17 protein-coding genes are annotated in these 16056 nt (G+C 66.4%); 12 read left to right on the top strand and 5 right to left on the bottom strand.

Annotated elements, in window-relative coordinates:
* The first annotated feature begins 103 nt into the window (after window positions 1–103).
* From AC1RJ9_RS18430 to AC1RJ9_RS18460, 7 genes are all read left to right on the top strand, one after another.
* Window positions 104–1384: an MFS transporter gene (locus tag AC1RJ9_RS18430; protein WP_062099290.1), complete on the top strand. Its 1281-nt coding sequence runs from the start codon at window positions 104–106 to the stop codon at window positions 1382–1384.
* Window positions 1385–1460: 76 nt separating this feature from the next.
* Window positions 1461–2255 carry an enoyl-CoA hydratase/isomerase family protein gene (locus tag AC1RJ9_RS18435; protein ID WP_099582613.1) on the top strand — a complete coding sequence of 265 codons (795 nt, stop codon included), beginning with the start codon at window positions 1461–1463 and terminating at the stop codon, window positions 2253–2255.
* A 35-nt stretch (window positions 2256–2290) separates the two neighbouring features.
* Window positions 2291–2689: a Zn-ribbon domain-containing OB-fold protein gene (locus tag AC1RJ9_RS18440; protein WP_062099292.1), complete on the top strand. Its 399-nt coding sequence runs from the start codon at window positions 2291–2293 to the stop codon at window positions 2687–2689.
* Window positions 2689–3879 carry a thiolase family protein gene (locus AC1RJ9_RS18445; RefSeq protein WP_062099299.1) on the top strand — a complete coding sequence of 397 codons (1191 nt, stop codon included), beginning with the start codon at window positions 2689–2691 and terminating at the stop codon, window positions 3877–3879. Before AC1RJ9_RS18440 ends, AC1RJ9_RS18445 begins: the two co-directional genes overlap by 1 nt.
* A 50-nt stretch (window positions 3880–3929) precedes the next feature.
* Window positions 3930–4898: a VOC family protein gene (locus AC1RJ9_RS18450; RefSeq protein ID WP_062099301.1), complete on the top strand. Its 969-nt coding sequence runs from the start codon at window positions 3930–3932 to the stop codon at window positions 4896–4898.
* Between the two features lie 2 nt (window positions 4899–4900).
* Window positions 4901–5422 carry a carboxymuconolactone decarboxylase family protein gene (locus AC1RJ9_RS18455; protein ID WP_099504300.1) on the top strand — a complete coding sequence of 174 codons (522 nt, stop codon included), beginning with the start codon at window positions 4901–4903 and terminating at the stop codon, window positions 5420–5422.
* Entirely contained in the window at window positions 5419–6390 is a 972-nt protein-coding gene (locus tag AC1RJ9_RS18460) for a DMT family transporter (protein WP_492838771.1), read from the top strand. Before AC1RJ9_RS18455 ends, AC1RJ9_RS18460 begins: the two co-directional genes overlap by 4 nt.
* Before the next feature lie 12 nt (window positions 6391–6402).
* Here the strand turns inward: AC1RJ9_RS18460 and AC1RJ9_RS18465 are convergent, their stop codons facing one another.
* From AC1RJ9_RS18465 to AC1RJ9_RS18480, 4 genes are read right to left on the bottom strand one after another with little or no spacing between them, the layout of a single operon-like run.
* Window positions 6403–7071 (bottom strand): SDR family NAD(P)-dependent oxidoreductase, encoded by a 669-nt coding sequence (locus tag AC1RJ9_RS18465; protein ID WP_099504298.1) that lies wholly within the window; start codon window positions 7069–7071, stop codon window positions 6403–6405.
* 18 nt (window positions 7072–7089) lie between these two features.
* Entirely contained in the window at window positions 7090–7731 is a 642-nt protein-coding gene (locus AC1RJ9_RS18470) for a glutathione S-transferase family protein (RefSeq protein WP_492838769.1), read from the bottom strand.
* Window positions 7728–8924: a thiolase family protein gene (locus AC1RJ9_RS18475; protein ID WP_062099309.1), complete on the bottom strand. Its 1197-nt coding sequence runs from the start codon at window positions 8922–8924 to the stop codon at window positions 7728–7730. The genes AC1RJ9_RS18470 and AC1RJ9_RS18475 overlap by 4 nt, the downstream gene beginning before the upstream one ends.
* Window positions 8921–9811 (bottom strand): 3-hydroxyacyl-CoA dehydrogenase, encoded by an 891-nt coding sequence (locus AC1RJ9_RS18480; protein ID WP_082749720.1) that lies wholly within the window; start codon window positions 9809–9811, stop codon window positions 8921–8923. The genes AC1RJ9_RS18475 and AC1RJ9_RS18480 overlap by 4 nt, the downstream gene beginning before the upstream one ends.
* A gap of 307 nt (window positions 9812–10118) precedes the next feature.
* Between AC1RJ9_RS18480 and AC1RJ9_RS18485 the strand changes: the two genes are divergently transcribed.
* The 5 genes from AC1RJ9_RS18485 to AC1RJ9_RS18505 are packed head-to-tail and all read left to right on the top strand — an operon-like array spanning window position 10119 to window position 14969.
* On the top strand, window positions 10119–11216 hold the full coding sequence (locus AC1RJ9_RS18485; RefSeq protein WP_492870915.1) for an acyl-CoA dehydrogenase family protein: 1098 nt from the start codon (window positions 10119–10121) through the stop codon (window positions 11214–11216).
* A complete protein-coding gene (locus AC1RJ9_RS18490; protein WP_099582594.1) occupies window positions 11216–12226 on the top strand; it encodes an acyl-CoA dehydrogenase family protein in 1011 nt (336 codons plus the stop codon). Before AC1RJ9_RS18485 ends, AC1RJ9_RS18490 begins: the two co-directional genes overlap by 1 nt.
* On the top strand, window positions 12226–13026 hold the full coding sequence (locus AC1RJ9_RS18495) for a crotonase/enoyl-CoA hydratase family protein (protein ID WP_062099316.1): 801 nt from the start codon (window positions 12226–12228) through the stop codon (window positions 13024–13026). Before AC1RJ9_RS18490 ends, AC1RJ9_RS18495 begins: the two co-directional genes overlap by 1 nt.
* Before the next feature lie 6 nt (window positions 13027–13032).
* Window positions 13033–14169, top strand: a complete 1137-nt coding sequence (locus tag AC1RJ9_RS18500) for an acyl-CoA dehydrogenase family protein (protein WP_492838764.1) — start codon at window positions 13033–13035, stop codon at window positions 14167–14169.
* 20 nt (window positions 14170–14189) lie between these two features.
* The gene (locus tag AC1RJ9_RS18505) at window positions 14190–14969 is read left to right on the top strand and encodes an SDR family oxidoreductase (protein WP_062099318.1); all 780 of its coding nucleotides are present in this window, start codon (window positions 14190–14192) and stop codon (window positions 14967–14969) included.
* Here the strand turns inward: AC1RJ9_RS18505 and AC1RJ9_RS18510 are convergent.
* Window positions 14966–15871: a fumarylacetoacetate hydrolase family protein gene (locus tag AC1RJ9_RS18510; RefSeq protein WP_492838761.1), complete on the bottom strand. Its 906-nt coding sequence runs from the start codon at window positions 15869–15871 to the stop codon at window positions 14966–14968. The genes AC1RJ9_RS18505 and AC1RJ9_RS18510 overlap by 4 nt on opposite strands.
* Window positions 15872–16056: the final 185 nt, after the last annotated feature.

The following is a 16056-nucleotide window of genomic DNA, read 5'->3' on the forward strand; positions in this document are numbered from 1 at the left end:
ACCGAAAGAGACGCTGCCCAGACCGCGTCCGGAGGATACCCGTGATCGTCAGCCTACGCACGCCCCCCCAACCTCGTTGCCAACGCATGGCGGGCTCGCGGTCGTGAACGCGTCCCCTCCTCCCGCGCTGGTCAAGGGCGCCTGGTACACCCTTGTGATCCTGACACTCGTCTACGTCTCGAACTCGATCGATCGGACAGCCATGTCGATCCTGATCGAGCCGGTGAAGGCCGAATTCAAGCTCTCGGATGGTCAGCTGGGCCTGCTGACGGGGCTAGCCTTCGGACTAACCTATGCGCTGACCGGCCTGCCGATGGGATGGCTGATCGACCGGGTCAACCGGACCAAGCTGCTGGCGGTCGTCGTCGCGGTCTGGAGCCTTTGCACCGCCATGTGCGGGCTTGCGCAAAACTACACCGCCTTGGTCTTGGCCCGGCTTGCTGTCGGTGCCTCTGAATCAGCGGCCGCGCCCACAGCGATGTCGATGATCGCCGACCTCTTTCCCAAGAGCCGCCGCTCCACCGCCATGGGCGTGTTCTGGACCAGCACCGCCTTCGGAACGGCCATCAGCCTCGTGCTTGGCGGCGTGATCGCCGCCCACTATGGCTGGCGAGCCGCCTTCTTCGTCGCCGGCGCACCGGGGCTGATCTTGGCGATCCTGATCATCCTGACTGTTCGCGAGCCGCGGCGGGAACGGGATTTGGCCCAAGGCGGCGCGGGCCCCGCGCCGTCCTTTCTCCAGACCCTGCGGTTTGTCTCCGCCAACCCAGCGGTCTTCCACGCCTTCGTCGGCATTGGCCTGGCCTCCTTGGCCATGTCGGGCGTGCCGGTGTGGGCCGCCTCCTTCCTGGTGCGCACCCAAGGCTTCACCCTCCCTCAGGCCGGCCTGATGGCGGGCCTGGGCGTGGGCCTCTTTGGCGCCTTGGGCTCTCTGGTCGGCGGTCCCGTTGGGGACGCGGTTGTCCGTCGCTGGGGCGTCCAGGCCTTGCCGGCCGCTCCAATGGTCGCGTGCGCTCTGGCTTGCGCTTCGGGTCTCGTCTTCGCCTTGGGTTCTTCCCTAACCGTCGTGGCTGTAGCCTTCATCGTCTTCGAGATCGTCTCGCGCGGGTTTACGGCCCCCGCCTATGCGATCTTGGTCACCGGCGTGGAGCCGCGCATGCGGGGCGTTGTCGTCTCCGCCGTGCAGGCCGTGACCAATCTTGTCGGCTACGGCGTTGGTCCGTTGGTCGTCGGCGTGGTCAGCGATCGCGTTGGCGGTCCCCATTCCCTGAAGATCGGCATCGCCGCGGTGATGGGCTTTAGCCTGTGGTCGGGCGTGCATTTCTTGGCCGCCTGGCTGGCCGCGCGCCGCTCCCAGCGCTTTGCCGTCGAGGCCGCGGCATGAGTTTCCCACCTCGCAATTCCCAGGACAGCGAATGCGGCCGCGCACGGCTGGCCGGTCGCGTCGGAGCATGATGACCATGGCGGATGGAGCCATCGAACAAACCGTCCAGATCGAGCGCGTCAATCGCGTGGGCTGGATCGTTCTGAACCGCCCTGGGCAGATCAACGCCATCAATCCCGCCCTGCGTCTCGAAGTCACCCAGGCGCTGGAGCAGCTGGACAGCGATCCCGAAATGGGCGTGATCGTCATCCGGGGCGCTGGCGAGCGCGGCTTTTGCGCCGGCGCCGACATCAAGGCGCAAAGCGACGCGACCTCCCTGCCGACGCTCAGGGCTGGGATGACTCCCGGCTGGATCGAGGCCTTGGATCGGGTCCGCAAACCGGTGATCGCCGCCATTCACGGCTTTTGCCTGGGTGGCGGCCTCGAGATCGCCATGGCGTGCGATATGAGGATCGCCGCGCCAAGCGCGGTGTTCGGCCTGCCCGAAACCAGCCTCGGCTTGATCCCGGGCGGCGGCGGCACGCAACGCCTGCCGCGGATCGTCGGCCTTGGCCGGGCGCTCGATCTCTTACTGACCGGCGAGCGGATCGACGCGGCGGAAGCCCATCGCATCGGCCTGGTTTCACGCTTGGCGACGGCGAGTGATCACCTGATCGACGAAGTCCAGGTCTTGGCCGAGCGCATCGCCGCCAAGCCCGCCTCGGCTCTGGCCTACGTCAAGGAGGCCGCACGCGATGGTCTTGAAATGGATCTTCGCGCCGGACTGAAACTCGAGAAGGATCTATTCGTCCTCCTGATGTCGACCGACGACCGCCGCGAAGCCGCCGCCGCCTTCAAGGAAAAACGCCAACCCGTCTTCACGGGCCGTTAGATGGCCGCCCTTCAACACATTCGGGAGGCGCGGCGATGAGAAAACTTCCCCTGCTCAACGCCGAGACGCAGCCGTTCTGGACCGGCGGCGAGGTCGGTGAACTGCGGATGCACCGCTGCGGGGACTGCGCGCAATTCTTTCACCCTCCAGCGCCGATCTGTCGCCATTGCTCCAGCCTCAACGTCGCGCCCACGGCGGTGTCGGGACGCGGTCGGGTGTTGACGTTCACCATCAATCACCAGGCTTGGACTCCCGACCTCAGCGAGCCCTATGTCGTCGCCATCGTCGAGCTGGAGGAGCAGGCGGGCCTGCGCTTTCTGTCCAACATCGTGAATTGTCCGCCTCAGGCGGTCGAGATCGGCATGCCCGTGACGGTCGTGTTCGAGAACATCGAGGACGTCTGGGTGCCTCTGTTCGAAAGGGCGCAAGCCTAATGGGCGCTCGGATCCTCGAAAAGGACGTCGCCATCGTCGGCGTAGGGCAGTCCGAAGTGGGCCGCCCATCGTCGCGTTCGGCCATGGAGCTGACGGTGGATGCCGCGCTGGAGGCTATCGCCGACGCCGGCCTCACTCCCAAGGACATCGACGGCGTCTGTTCCTGGCCTGGCGACAACGCCAACGGCAGCAGTTTCTCGCCCGTCGGTCCCTTGGCGGTGTTGAGCATGCTGGGCCTGCAATGCAACTGGTTCAGCGGCGGCTATGAGGCGGCCGGGCCGCTCGCCGGCGTGATGAACGGCGCCATGGCGATCGCCACGGGCCTGGCCAAGAACGTTCTGGTCTTTCGCACCATCACCGAGTCGAGCAACCGCCTGAGCGGCAGCAAGGACCAGAGTCTCGCGGCGAAGTCCGGCGCGCGCGACGGCAATTTCATGTGGCAGTGGTGCACGCCGTTCAACGTGCTGTCGGTGGTCAACATCACCGCCATGTACGCCCACAGCCACATGCGCAAGTACGGCACCACGCCCGAGCAATTGGCCCAGATCGCCCTCAACGCCCGTCGCAACGCCCTGCTCAACCCCAAGGCCGTCATGCGCAAGCCGATGACGATGGACGACTACTTCGCCTCGAAGATGATCTCCACGCCGCTGCGGATGTTCGACTGCGATGTCCACTGCGATGCTTCGACCGCCATCGTCTTGTCGCGCAAGGACATCGCCAAGGATCTGCGCAATCGACCGGTGCGTATCGAGGCGATCGGAGCGGCGATGAACCAGCCCTATCTCTGGGATCAGGTCGATCTCACCGCCAACGCAGCGCCCGACGCCGCCGCGGCCATGTGGGCTCGCACCGATTTCAAGCCCGCCGACGTGGACACCGCCCAGCTCTATGACGGCTTTAGCATTCTGACGCTGATGTGGCTTGAGGGGTTGGGCCTTTGTCCCGTGGGGCAGAGCGGCGCCTTCGTGGAGGGCGGCCACCGCATCGCGCTGGATGGCGAACTGCCCTTGAACACCAACGGGGGTCAGTTGTCGGGCGGACGAACACACGGGCTGGGCTACGTGCACGAGGCGTGCACCCAGCTTTGGGGGCGCGCGGGCGAACGCCAGATCCGCGATCCGCGCGTAGCGGTCTGCGCCGCCGGCGGCGGGCCGCTCGCGGGCAGCCTGTTGCTGGTCAGGGACTGAAGACAACGAACGGCCAGCGCGCCGCGCGGCCGACGCTAAGGGAGAACAAGATGAGCCTCTATGACCTGCTGCTCAGCGGCGATCTGATGGTCCACGACGCCGACAAGACGGCCGAACAGATCGTCAGCAAACTGGAAATCCACGGCCATGCGAACTGGCGCCAGGCCTTTCCGGGTCATCCCTATATCGCCCACTTCCTGAGGGTGCACAAATCGCTGGCAGTGTCGCCCACGCGCGTCGAACCCCAGGGCCACCTGGACTTCCCCAATCAGGGCGATCCGATGTTCCCAGGCTTTCTCAAGAGTCTCGAGGATTTTCAGGGCCCGTTCCGGCCCATCAAGACCCACGCCACGGTCCTGGTCTCCGACAACATCGGCGGCGTGATCGAGCACCTGCAGAGCAAGGGCCAGCCCTTCCGTCTGGCCCAGCTGACGCCGGAAATGCCGTTCGATCGACTGTGGGTCGGCTGCACGCCGGAAAAGCCCGTCTATGAGCCGTCCGTCGATGGCGGGCTGTGCATCGAGGTTATCCCCCTGGCGGCCATTCAAATGCCGGCCGAGGCGTTCAACGTCCCCCCGCCCCGCCCTCGCGACCCCAAGCCTGGCGACATGGTGCGGGTCGTCGGCCGTGGCTTCCTGGTGCGCGACCTCGACGATGTCCTGCGCCGTCTAGACCTGAACCTGGATCTACAACCGGCCGGTTCGGTCGAGCAATTGGACCGCGAGGGCTACAAACGCGCCCGCATCGGCTTCAATCTGGGAACCAGCGCGACGCTCGATGTCATCCAACCCACGAAGTGGGACAGCCCGACGGGCCGCTACCTGCACAATTGGGGGCCAGGGCCGCACTACATCCGCATTTCGGTCAACGGCCTTGAGGCCAAGGCTGAACGCTTGGCCGCCCTGGGCGTGAAATTCGAACACATCGAGGACTGCCAGGCCGTCGGCGGCGCTCTGCTGCGCGTCGATCCGGCCGAACTGGGCGGGGCGATCTTCGAATTCTGCGAAGACGAGGGCTGATCGTGGCCCGCGTCGCGCCCCTGCCCCTGGAGGCCCTGCCAGAACCGCTCAGCGCTTCGATCGAACGGGGAACCGCGACGCGGATGCTTTCCAACACCTTACCGGTGCAGATCTGGGCTCACCGGCCGGCCGCGGCCAACGCCTGGCTCGCGACGATGGCGGAGATTCACGAGCGCGGTGTCTTACCGGACCGCCTTCGGGAATTGGTCCGCCTGAAGATCGCCTCGATCACCACCTGTCCGGTCTGCCAAATCGCCCGCAAGTCCGACGACGTCAGCGAGGCTGACGTCGTCGCCTGCAGCGACTGGTCCGATCCGCGCTTCAGTCCGTCCGAACAGGCCGCCCTGCGTTTCGCCGAACTTTTCGCCGGCGATTATTTTTCGCTTGGCGACGAGGTCTACGACCATTTGCGCCTACATTTCAGCGAAGAGCAGATCGTCGAGCTCCACCTGTTCAGCGGCCTGATGCTGGCTGGCGGCCGCATGACCTATGTGCTGAAGGGTTATGAGGACACATCCGCTTGAAGGGCCCCTTCTCGCGCCTGGCGCCCAACGTTCAGGGCGCCGTGTGGCTGCTGCTCTCGGCCGTTACCTTCGTCGGCATGACCATCCTGGTGAAGCACCTCGGCGGCGACTACCCCTCGCACCTGCAGAACTTCTATAGGCAGACCGGGTCGCTGATCGTCGCCATCCCCTTCATGCTCCGCAGCCCGCGGCAGGTGCTGCTGGTGCCCCGCGCGACGATGCCCGCCCTGTTCGTGCGCTCACTGCTCGCCACGGTGGGCATGGTCCTGCTGCTCTACACCTACGAAGCCATGCCAATGGCCGAGGCCAACGCCCTGTCGTTCACCCGGCCGCTATGGGTCGTGCTGCTGGCGGCGCTGTTCCTTCGCGAAACGATCGGCCCAAGCCGGATCGCCGCAGTGGTGGTCGGCTTCATCGGCGTCGTCATCATCATGCGCCCTTGGGGCGCGGACACCGCCTTGGGCTGGCCTCACCTGGCCGCGCTCGTCTCGGCCCTGTGCTTGGCCGGCACGATCACGGGCGTGAAATCCCTGACCCGGGATCTGTCGGCGAGCTCGATCCTGGTCTGGTCCAGTATCATGGGCGAGTTGCTATGCTTGCCGTTGGCCCTGGCCGACTGGCGCTGGCCCAGCCCCGCCGATCTTATCCCGCTGTTTCTGATCGGCCTGCTCAGCGCCGCCAACCAAGTGCTGTTCATCAAAGGGATGGCGGTCGGCGAGGCCGCCGTCCTGGCCCCGATCGACTATGCTCGGCTGGTGTTGTCGATCATCGCGGGTCTGGTCGTATTCGGCGAATGGCCCGACGCCTTCACCTATGTCGGAGCCGGGGTGATCGTGGTCTCGACGCTCTACATCACGATCCGGGAAATCCAGAGCAAGCGGGCCAAGACGCTGGCCATCGACGCTGGCCAGCCGGACGCCTCGAACCCGCTGGGGCTCGGCGCCGCTGACGACAACCGGGCCGGCTGAAAATCTCCGCCCCTAGGAAACGGCCAGGGTAATGCCGGATCCGTTGATCGCCACGGCGGCGTCAGACAGCAGAAAGGCGATGACCTCCGCCGCGTCGGCCGGCTTGATCCATTCGGCGGGGTTGGCGTCGGGCATATCCTGGCGATTGGTCGGCGTGTCGAGGATCGTCGGCAGGATGGCGTTGACGCGAACGCCCGTGCCGCGAAGTTCGGCCGCCAGGCTCCGGGTCATGGCCATCACCCCGGCCTTGGAGGCGGCATAGGGCGCCATGCCGGTCGCTGGATCGATGGCGCCGGCCGCGCCGACATTGACGATCGCGCCCCCCTGCTTCAGCAGACTGGGAAGCGCCGCGCGGCTGGCCAGGGCGGCCGTCAGAAGGTTAGTGCGGAACATGCGATCCCAGGTGCCGGCTTCGCCACCGACGATTGGCTCCCAAACGAAGCCGCCGGCGATGTTGGCCAACCCGTTCACCGACCCCAAGGTCGACGCCACGGCCTCGAACGCCGCCCCCACCGCCGCGGCGTCGGCGAGATCCACCTTCGGCAGCACCAGATCCGCATCGATCTCCATGACGGGCGCGGCGTCCACGGCCGCGACGGCGAAGCCGTCGGCCTTCAAACGCATGACCACGGCCCGACCCAAGGCGCCGGACGCTCCGGTGACGATGACGACATTGGTCATGGCAGGCCTCTTCGTTGCTCAAGACGGAAATGGCGGCGTCTTCTCGCGCGCCATGGCGCGCTGAACGCCAGGCCGTTCGGCCAAGCGACGCGCTAGCGCTGAAAAATGCTTCAACTCGGCCATCGGATAGTCGCCCGCGACGCCCCAGGCGTAGAACACCAGCGCATAGGCGTCGGCGACCGAGAGGCGATCGCCCACCAGCCAGTCTCGACCGGTCAGCAACCCGTCGACCTTCCGCAGATTGGCTTCGAACCGACGTCGCCCCTCGGCGCTCAGCGCCTCATGGGTCGTCTGGTCAGGCGTGAAGCGGAACGGGGCTCTCGCCATCCGGCCAGTGATGTGGACGGTGCTCGCGAACCAGGCGGTCAGAGACAGCGCGCTGGCCTGATCGAACCCATCGTCAGGCAGAAGCTGGGCGTGCGGCGCCAGATGCGCAACATGGTGGAGGATGGCGACGTTCTCAGTCAGCAGACGCTCGTCGCACATCAGCGCGGGCACCCCGCCCGCGGGGTTTGTCCGTCGCCAGATCTCGACCGCCTCGGGATCGTGAAGCCGCACCCGGCTGGCTTCGAACGGCAGCCCCGACTCCTCGAGCGCGACATGGGACGCCAGAGAGCAGGTCGTGGGCGTATAGTAGTAGGTGAGTTTGGGCATAGTCATACGACCGCGGGCGCGGCCGACGCGTCCAGATTTTCGTACACGGTGGCGGTCGCCAGGCCGCCAGCGCAGCAGATGGCCTGCAGCCCGTATCGTTGGCCGGTGCGGCGCAACTCGTGGATCAGGCTGGTGGCGATCCGCGCGCCCGTCGCGCCCAACGGATGGCCCAAGGCGATGGCCCCGCCGTTGACGTTCAGTCGATCGGCGTCCACGCCGGTCGCCTGCATCCACATCATCGGCACGCTGGCGAAGGCTTCATTGACCTCGAACAGCGCGATATCGTCAAACGCGAGACCCGCCAGCGCCGCCGCCTTACGGCTGGCGGCGATCGGGCCCTCCAGCATCAGGGTCGGATCGGCCCCGACGACGGCGACGGAGCGGATTCGCGCCAGCGGAGTCAGGTTGAAGCGTTTGACGGCGGCTTCAGAGGCGAGCAGCACCACCGCCGCCCCGTCGGAGATTTGCGAAGCGTTGCCCGCGGTGATGCGCCCCTGCTCACGGAAGCTGGTTTTCAGCGTCGAAAGTTTCTCGCGGCTGGTGTCGCGGCGGATGGTCTGGTCGGCCTCGAGAGGGTCACGCGGCCCCTCCCAGTCTTTTTCGCAGAGCTCGGCGACCGGAACGGCGACGGTTTCGGCGACGAAGCGCCCGGCGTCCGTGGCGGCGGCGGCGCGGCGATGGGACTCGGCGGCGAAATCGTCCAACACGTCACGATCAAAGCCATACTTATCAGCGATCCGCTCGGCCGCCTCGCCCTGCGAAGTCGTCTCGTAGCGATCCGAAACCATCCAGCCGAACGCCTCGCCATGGATGGCTCGATTGGATCCCATCGGCACGCGCGACATTGCCTCGGCGCCGCCGGCGACGACCAGGTCGCTCACGCCAGCGGCGATCTGAGCCGCGCCGATATGGATCGCGGCTTCCGACGATCCGCACTTTCGGTCCACCGTCATGGCTGGAATGCTCTCGGGCCAGCCCGCGCCGAGCAGCGAGGTCCGCGCGATGTTTGCCGACTGCTCGCCGATCTGGGTGACACATCCGAAGATCACGTCGTCGATGTGTTCTGCGCCCACGCCGGCGCGGGCGACCAGCTTATTCAGCGCGTGGGCGCCCAGGTGGTCGGCGCGCACCCCGGCCAACGCACCCCGGAACCGGCCGATCGGCGTGCGCACCGCGGCGACCACATAGACCGGGTTCACAGCTGGCTCCCGCGCATTCCCGAGCCTGGCACCTTCACGCCATTCTCGTACTTGTAGACGCCCCAGCCGACCTTGCGGCCGTAGCGGCCAGCCTTGACCATCTTGATGATCAGCGGACAGGGCCGGAACTTGTCGCCGAGGGTGGCGTGCAGATAGTGCAGCACCGACAGGCGCGTATCCCAGCCGGTAAGGTCGCCCAGTTCGAGCGGTCCCATGGGGTGGTTGAAGCCCATCCTCAAGGCGGTGTCGATGTCTTCGGCGCTCGCGGCGCCTTCTTGCAGCATCCACATCGCTTCGTTGCCGGCCATGGCCGACATCCTGCTCGTGGTCAGCCCGGGCGTTTCGTTGACGACGATCGCGGTCTTGCCCAGCTGGGCGACATAGTCACGGCATAGCGCCACGGCTTCGTCCGTGGTGGCCAGCCCGCGAACCAGCTCCACCAGCTTCATCTTCTGGACGGGGTTGAAGAAGTGCATGCCGATGACCCGCGTCGGGTCCTGGCAGGCGGCCGCGATCTCGGTCACGCTGAGCGCGGAGGTGTTGGTGGCGATCAGGCCCGTCGGGGCCATGACGGCTTCGGCCTTACGCACCACATCGATCTTGATCGCCAGATTTTCCGAAACGGTCTCGACCAGGAGATCGACGCCGACCGCCCCGTCGGACACGCTCTCGGAGGTCGTCAGCGCCGCCAGGGCGGCGGCCGCGACGCCTTCGTCGACCTTACCAAGCCGAACCCCGTCGGCGAGAATGCCCGCGATCGTCTTTTCGGCCTTGGCCAACTGCTCGGATGAAACATCGATCAGGCGCACCTGGTGCCCCGAGGACGCGAACGCGTGCGCGATCCCCACGCCCATCAGGCCAGCGCCTACCACTGCTACCTTGGCCAAAATGTCTTCCCCTTGTTGAACCGGACCGCTCGCGTTGTCGCGAGCGCCGATGCGCCGATGACCGCCGGCGGCGCCGGTCGCGTCAGACGCTGCTCCTCCCGTGCGCGACGGATTCACCGCCGCATCGCCCGCTGAACAGTAAGGGGAAACTCGACCCGGCCGCAAACAAAATTCTCTGTTCAGAACGATATTCTAGCGTGTATAAGTCCAGTCGCTCCAAAGAGAGCCGATCCAACGTCCCTGGGGAGCCCTCGTGAATCTGCTTGATCAGTTCGGCCCGCCTGTTTTGCCGCCAGGCCTGGAGCCGTTGCGCGCGGAGGTTCGCGACTTTCTGGCAAAATGGGGCGCGACCTATCCGGCGGAAAAACGCGCCCTGTCGTGGATGGGTTTTGATCCCGATTTCAGCCGCGCCTTGGGCGCGAAAGGCTGGCTCGGCCTGAGCATCCCGAAGGAATACGGGGGCCGCGACGCCTCGCCTTTTGAAAGGTTCGTGGTCAACGAGGAGCTCCTGGCGGCGGGCGCGCCTGTCACCGCCCATTGGATCGCCGATCGGCAAAGCGCGCCTCTCCTGCTGCGCCATGGCACGCCGGCTCAGAAGCAACGTTTTCTCCCGGCCATATGCGCCGGCGAAATGTACTTCTGTATTGGGATGAGCGAGCCTGCGTCGGGCTCGGACCTTGCTTCGGTGCGCACGAAGGCTGAGCGTCAGGGCGACGGCGCCTGGCTGCTGAATGGCCGCAAGGTCTGGACCACCAATGCCGACCGATGCCAAGCCATGATCGCTTTGGTGCGCACCGACGCCGCCAGCGAACGCCATGACGGCTTATCTCAGTTTCTCGTCGATCTCGCGCTTCCCGGCGTGATGATACGACCGATCAAGGATCTGTCCGGCCACGAACATTTCAACGAGGTCACTTTCGAGGACGTGCGGCTGGACGCCGACGCCCTGATCGGGGTCGAGGGCGAGGGTTGGGCGCAGGCCACCTCGGAGTTGGCGTTCGAGCGGAGCGGTCCGGAGCGCTTTCTAAGCGCCATGACGCTGTTCCGCTGCCTTGTCGCGGCGGTGGGTCCCGAACCGGACGCTCGCCAGGCTTTCGAGATCGGGCGCCTGGCGGCCTGGCTGGTGGCTCTAAGGTCGATGTCGATCTCGGTCACCGCGCAGTTGGCGGCCGGCCACGATCCTGTCTGGGCCGCCTCGTGCGTGAAGGATATCGGCACCGGCTACGAGCAGGACACGGTCGAGGTGGCGATGCGGTTGATCGATTCTCTGCCGCCCGGCGCCAAGACCGCCACCACGCGCCGGGTCCTGGCCATTGTCCAAAGCATGGCGCCCTCGTTCTCGTTGCGGGGCGGCACGCGGGAAATCCTTCGCGGCATTCTCGCGCGCGGCCTGGGGGTTCGGTGATGCGATCCTTGCTTCAGAACAGTATTGAACGGCTCTTGGCCGACGCCGTAACACCGGACGCCCTGCGCGCGGCGGAAGCCGGCGCCTGGCCGGCCGATCTGTGGGCCAAAATCGAGGAACTAGGCCTTCCGCTCGCCGCCGTGCCCGAGGACCAGGGCGGCGCGGGCGCAAGTTGGACCGATATTTTCGTCGTCATTCGCGCTTGCGGCGCCGCCGCCGCGCCCGTCCCCCTGCCCGAGACTATCTTGGCCAACGCCCTGCTGGCCGCGGCGGGGCTGCCCCCTCCCGAGAGCGGGCCCGTCGTCTTCGCCAGCGGCGTGGCCGACGGGCCTTTGGCCGATGTCCCCTGGGGACGCCACGCGCAATGGCTGGTGCTCCATGACCCGCGCGCAGGGCGCATTTCGCTGCACGCCCTGACCGAGGCCGTTGTCGCGCCCGGCAACAATGTCGCGGGCGAACCGCGCGACACGGTCACCTTGGCCGCCAGGTCCAAGGTCGCCGAGGCGGCCGCCTCGGCCGAGACGGATACGGTGATGCTCGGCGGCGCCATGTTGCGATCGGCGCAGATGGCCGGCGCCCTGGGTCGCCTGACCGAACTCAGCGCCGACTACGCCAACGAGCGCGTCCAATTCGGCCGCCCCATCGGCAAATTCCAGGCCGTCCAGCAGCAGCTGGCGGTTTTGGCGACCCAAGCGGCCGCGGCCGTCGCCGCATCGGAGGCCGCCTTCCTGATGGCCGCGCCCAGCGCCCAGCGCGTGACCACCGCCTCGGCCAAGGCCGTGGCCGGCGAGGCCGCGGGCGAGGGCGCAGCGATCGCCCACGCTGTTTTCGGCGCCATTGGCTTCACCCATGAACACAGCCTGCACTTCCTGACGCGCCGCCTGTGGGCTTGGCGCGCCGAATATGGGTCCGACGCCTTCTGGACCGACCAACTGGGACGCATCCTCGCGGCGCGAGGCGACGAGGGCCTTTGGCCGCTCGTGACCGCGGCCTTTTGCGGAGACCACTGATGACCGATTTCCTGCTGAAGTCCCGCGAGGGCCCCGTGGCTATCTGGACCCTCAATCGGCCCGAGGCGCGTAACGCCTTCAGCAAGCCCGAGGACATGTTCGAGATCGAGGACGCCTGCGAGGAGGTTCGCGGCGATCCTTCGGTTCGCGTCGTCGTGCTGACCGGCGCGGGCGCGTCCTTCTGCGCTGGCGGCGACATCAAGGCGATGCGCGACCGCACCGGCATCTTCGAAGGCTCGCCTTACCGCCTGCGCAATCGCTATCGCGACGGCATCCAGCGCATCCCGATGGCGCTGTACGAACTCGAGACGCCGGTCATCGCGGCCGTCAACGGACACGCGATCGGCGCGGGGCTCGATCTGGCCTGCATGTGCGATATCCGCATCGCCTCGCAGACGGCGACCTTCGCCGAGAGCTTCGTCAAACTGGGCATTGTCCCGGGAGACGGCGGCGCCTGGCTCTTGCCCCGGATCGTGGGCATGCCGCGCGCCAGCCATATGGCCTTGACCGGTGACGCGCTGAGCGCTCAGACCGCTCTGGATTGGACGCTGGTGACCCAGCTGACCGAGCCGGAGGCGCTCCTCTCCACGGCGCTGGCGCTGGCCCATCGAGTCGCCAGCAGCCCTGGCCACGCGCTTCGCCTCACCAAACGCCTTCTGCGTGAAGGTCAACATATGCGCTTGGGTTCGCTGCTAGAATTGTCATCGGCCTATCAGGCGCTGGCCCATCATACGTCGGACCATGCCGAGGCGGTCGCGGCGATGATCGAAAAGCGTCCCGCCGCCTATACGGACAACTGACGAGTCATGACCATGCGCAAGGTGTTCCGCGACGACCACGAAATGTTCCGCGATCAGGTCCGGCGGTTCGTCGAGACCGAGATCGTTCCACATCACGCTCAGTGGGAACGCGATGGCATCGTGCCCCAATCGTTGTGGCTTCGAGCCGGCGAGCAGGGTCTGCTGTGCGTCACCGCGCCCGAAGAATACGGCGGCCCCGGCGGTGACTTTGGCCACAGTGCGGTCCTGATCGAAGAGCTGGCGCGGGTCAACGCCACGGCCGTCGGCTTTACCACCCACTCCGACATCGCCGTGCCCTATCTGGTCAACTACGGCACCGACGCGCAGAAGGCGCGCTGGCTGCCGCGCCTGATCAGCGGCGACCTGATCGCGGTCATCGCCATGTCCGAACCGCAGATCGGCAGCGACTTGCGCGGCATGAAGACCAAGGCCGTCCGGGACGGCGACCACTACATCCTGTCGGGCCAGAAGACCTTCATCACCAACGGTATCAATTCGGGCTTGGCGATCGTCGCGGCGAAGGTCGAGGGCCAAGCCAACCCAAAGGACATCACCCTGTTCTGCGTCGAGGCGGGAACGCCCGGCTTCGACAAGGGCAAGAAGCTGGAGAAGGTCGGTCTTCGCGGCCAGGACACCTCGGAGCTGTTCTTCTCGGAAGTGCGGGTGCCGGTCGAAAACCGCTTGGGCGAGGAAAGCAAGGGCTTCGGCTGTCTGATGACCGAGCTGGCCAAGGAGCGGCTGATCATCGGCATCCGCGCCGCCGCCTCGGTGGAGTCGATGCTCGACAAGACCATCGCCTACACCAAGGACCGCATCGTCTTCGGTAAGCCGCTGTTCGAGTTCCAGAACACGCGGTTCAAGCTGGCCGAAGTGAGAGCGCGGAGCCAGATGCTGCGCGTCTTCATCGACGACTGCCTGCAGAAGCTGTTCGACGGCCAGCTGACGGCCGAGACCGCCGCCATGGCCAAACTGACCAGCGCCGAACTGCACGGCCAGTTGCTGGATGAACTCCTCCAGCTTCACGGCGGTTACGGCTATATGAGCGAATACGACGTGGGACGCGCCTGGGTGGATGCGCGCGTTGCCCGCATCTACGCCGGCACGTCCGAGATCATGAAGGAAATCATCGCCCGCACGCTCTGAGGGCGATCTGGAGCACGCCCATGGACCTTGGCATCGCCGGAAAGCGCGCGCTCGTCTGCGCCTCGTCGTCGGGCCTTGGAAAGGCCTGCGCCATCTCGTTGAGCGTCGAAGGCGTCGAGGTGTGGATCAACGGCCGGGACGCCGATCGCCTGGAGGCGGCGGCCCTCGAGATCGAGACCCTGACCGGGCGGCGGCCGCATACGATCCTCGCCGACATCGACACAGCGCAAGGACGGACGACGGCGCTGATCGCCTGCCCCGAGCCCGACATCCTGGTCTGCAACAGCGGCGGCCCCAAGCCTGGCCGACTGGCGGACTGGACCGAGGCGGCCTGGAGCGATGTCGTCGCGGCCAAGATGATCTCGCCGATCCTGTTGATCCAGGCGGTGATCGGCGGCATGCGCCAGAGGGGGTTTGGCCGCGTGGTCGCCATCACCTCGGCCATGGTCAAGACCCCGAAATTCCCGATGGCCCTGTCCACCGGACCCCGCGCGGGACTGACCGCGTTCTGCAAGGCCCTCGCCGGCGAGGCCGCCAGCGACGGCGTCACCGTCAACTGCATCCTACCCGAAAAGATCGAGACCGATCGACTGGCGCAAATGACCCGATCCCTGGCCCGCGCGCGCCAGGTCGACGAGGCCGCGGCCCGCGCCGAAATGATCGGCGCGATCCCCGCTGGCCGGTTCGGGCGCCCCTCGGAGGTGGGTGACGCCTGCGCCTTCCTGTGCTCGGATCGCGCGGGCTATATCACCGGCCAGAACCTGCAACTGGACGGCGGGGCCTATGGCGGCCTGGTCTAGGCGGGCCTGACAATCCGATTGCGCAGCACGCCGATCCCTTCGACGTCCAATTCGACCTCGTCGCCCGGCTTCAGGAACCGCTGGGCCTCCAGGCCGCAGCCGTTGCCGATCGTGCCCGATCCCAGGAACTCGCCCGGATACAGCGTCTCCGACCGCGAGATATAGGCGATCAGATCCTCGAACTTCCAATGCATCGTACTGGTGTTACCCCGACCCCATTCCTCGCCATTGACCCGCGCGATCATGGTCAGGTCGTAGGGGTTGGGCATTTCGTCGGCTGTGACCAGGCAGGGCCCCATCGCGTTGCCGGTGTCGAAATCCTTGCCCTTGGCCGGCCCCAGCTGACCGATCATTTCAACGGATTGCGCGTCGCGGGCGCTAAAATCGTTGTAGATCGTGTAACCGAAGATGTAGTCGCCGGCCTTCTCCGCCGGAACGTCCTTGGCCAGCTTCTTGATGTAGCAGCCATACTCGAGCTCGAAATCCATACTGCGCGAATAGGAGGGCCAGATCACCGCCTCCTCGGAGCCGACTACCGAGAAGCGGTTGGCCTTGTAATAGATCGGCTGTTTGGCGAAGAGGTCGAGAATCCGTTGTTCGGCTGGCGAGGGCCCGGTGTCTGCGATCACCTCGACGCCCTTGGCCTTGGCCCGCATCTCGCGCGCGGCCGAATAGCATTGGCGCAGGTGCAGCTCAAAGCAACTGCAGTCGCGCATTTGGGGCGGTGGCTGGATGGGCGCCCTCAGCTTGACGTCCGCACGGGCCAGGATCGCCGTCTCCGGCGCGGACTTGACCGCTTCCATCGCCTTGTCGAGCGCGTCGTCTCCCCCTTCGATCAACGCCAGGATATCAGCCAGTTCAGCCGCATGGTCTCCATGCCGCTGCTGATGCGCGGCGGCCAAGTCGACGATCCGGCTATCGCCTTCGATGAAGGCCCCCGCCCGGCGACGGCCCTGGGATTCAAATGTGACCAAACGCATCGGCTTCACCCTCCGTTGGCCTCATTCGGCCGGTTCTAGACGCCTGCGCGGTCCGGCCTGCAAGCCGAACCGCGGCGTGTTCTCCTGCCGCGGGACGGCGCGGCCAG

The sequence above is a fragment of the Caulobacter sp. GW822-FHT07D08 genome (assembly GCF_058798735.1).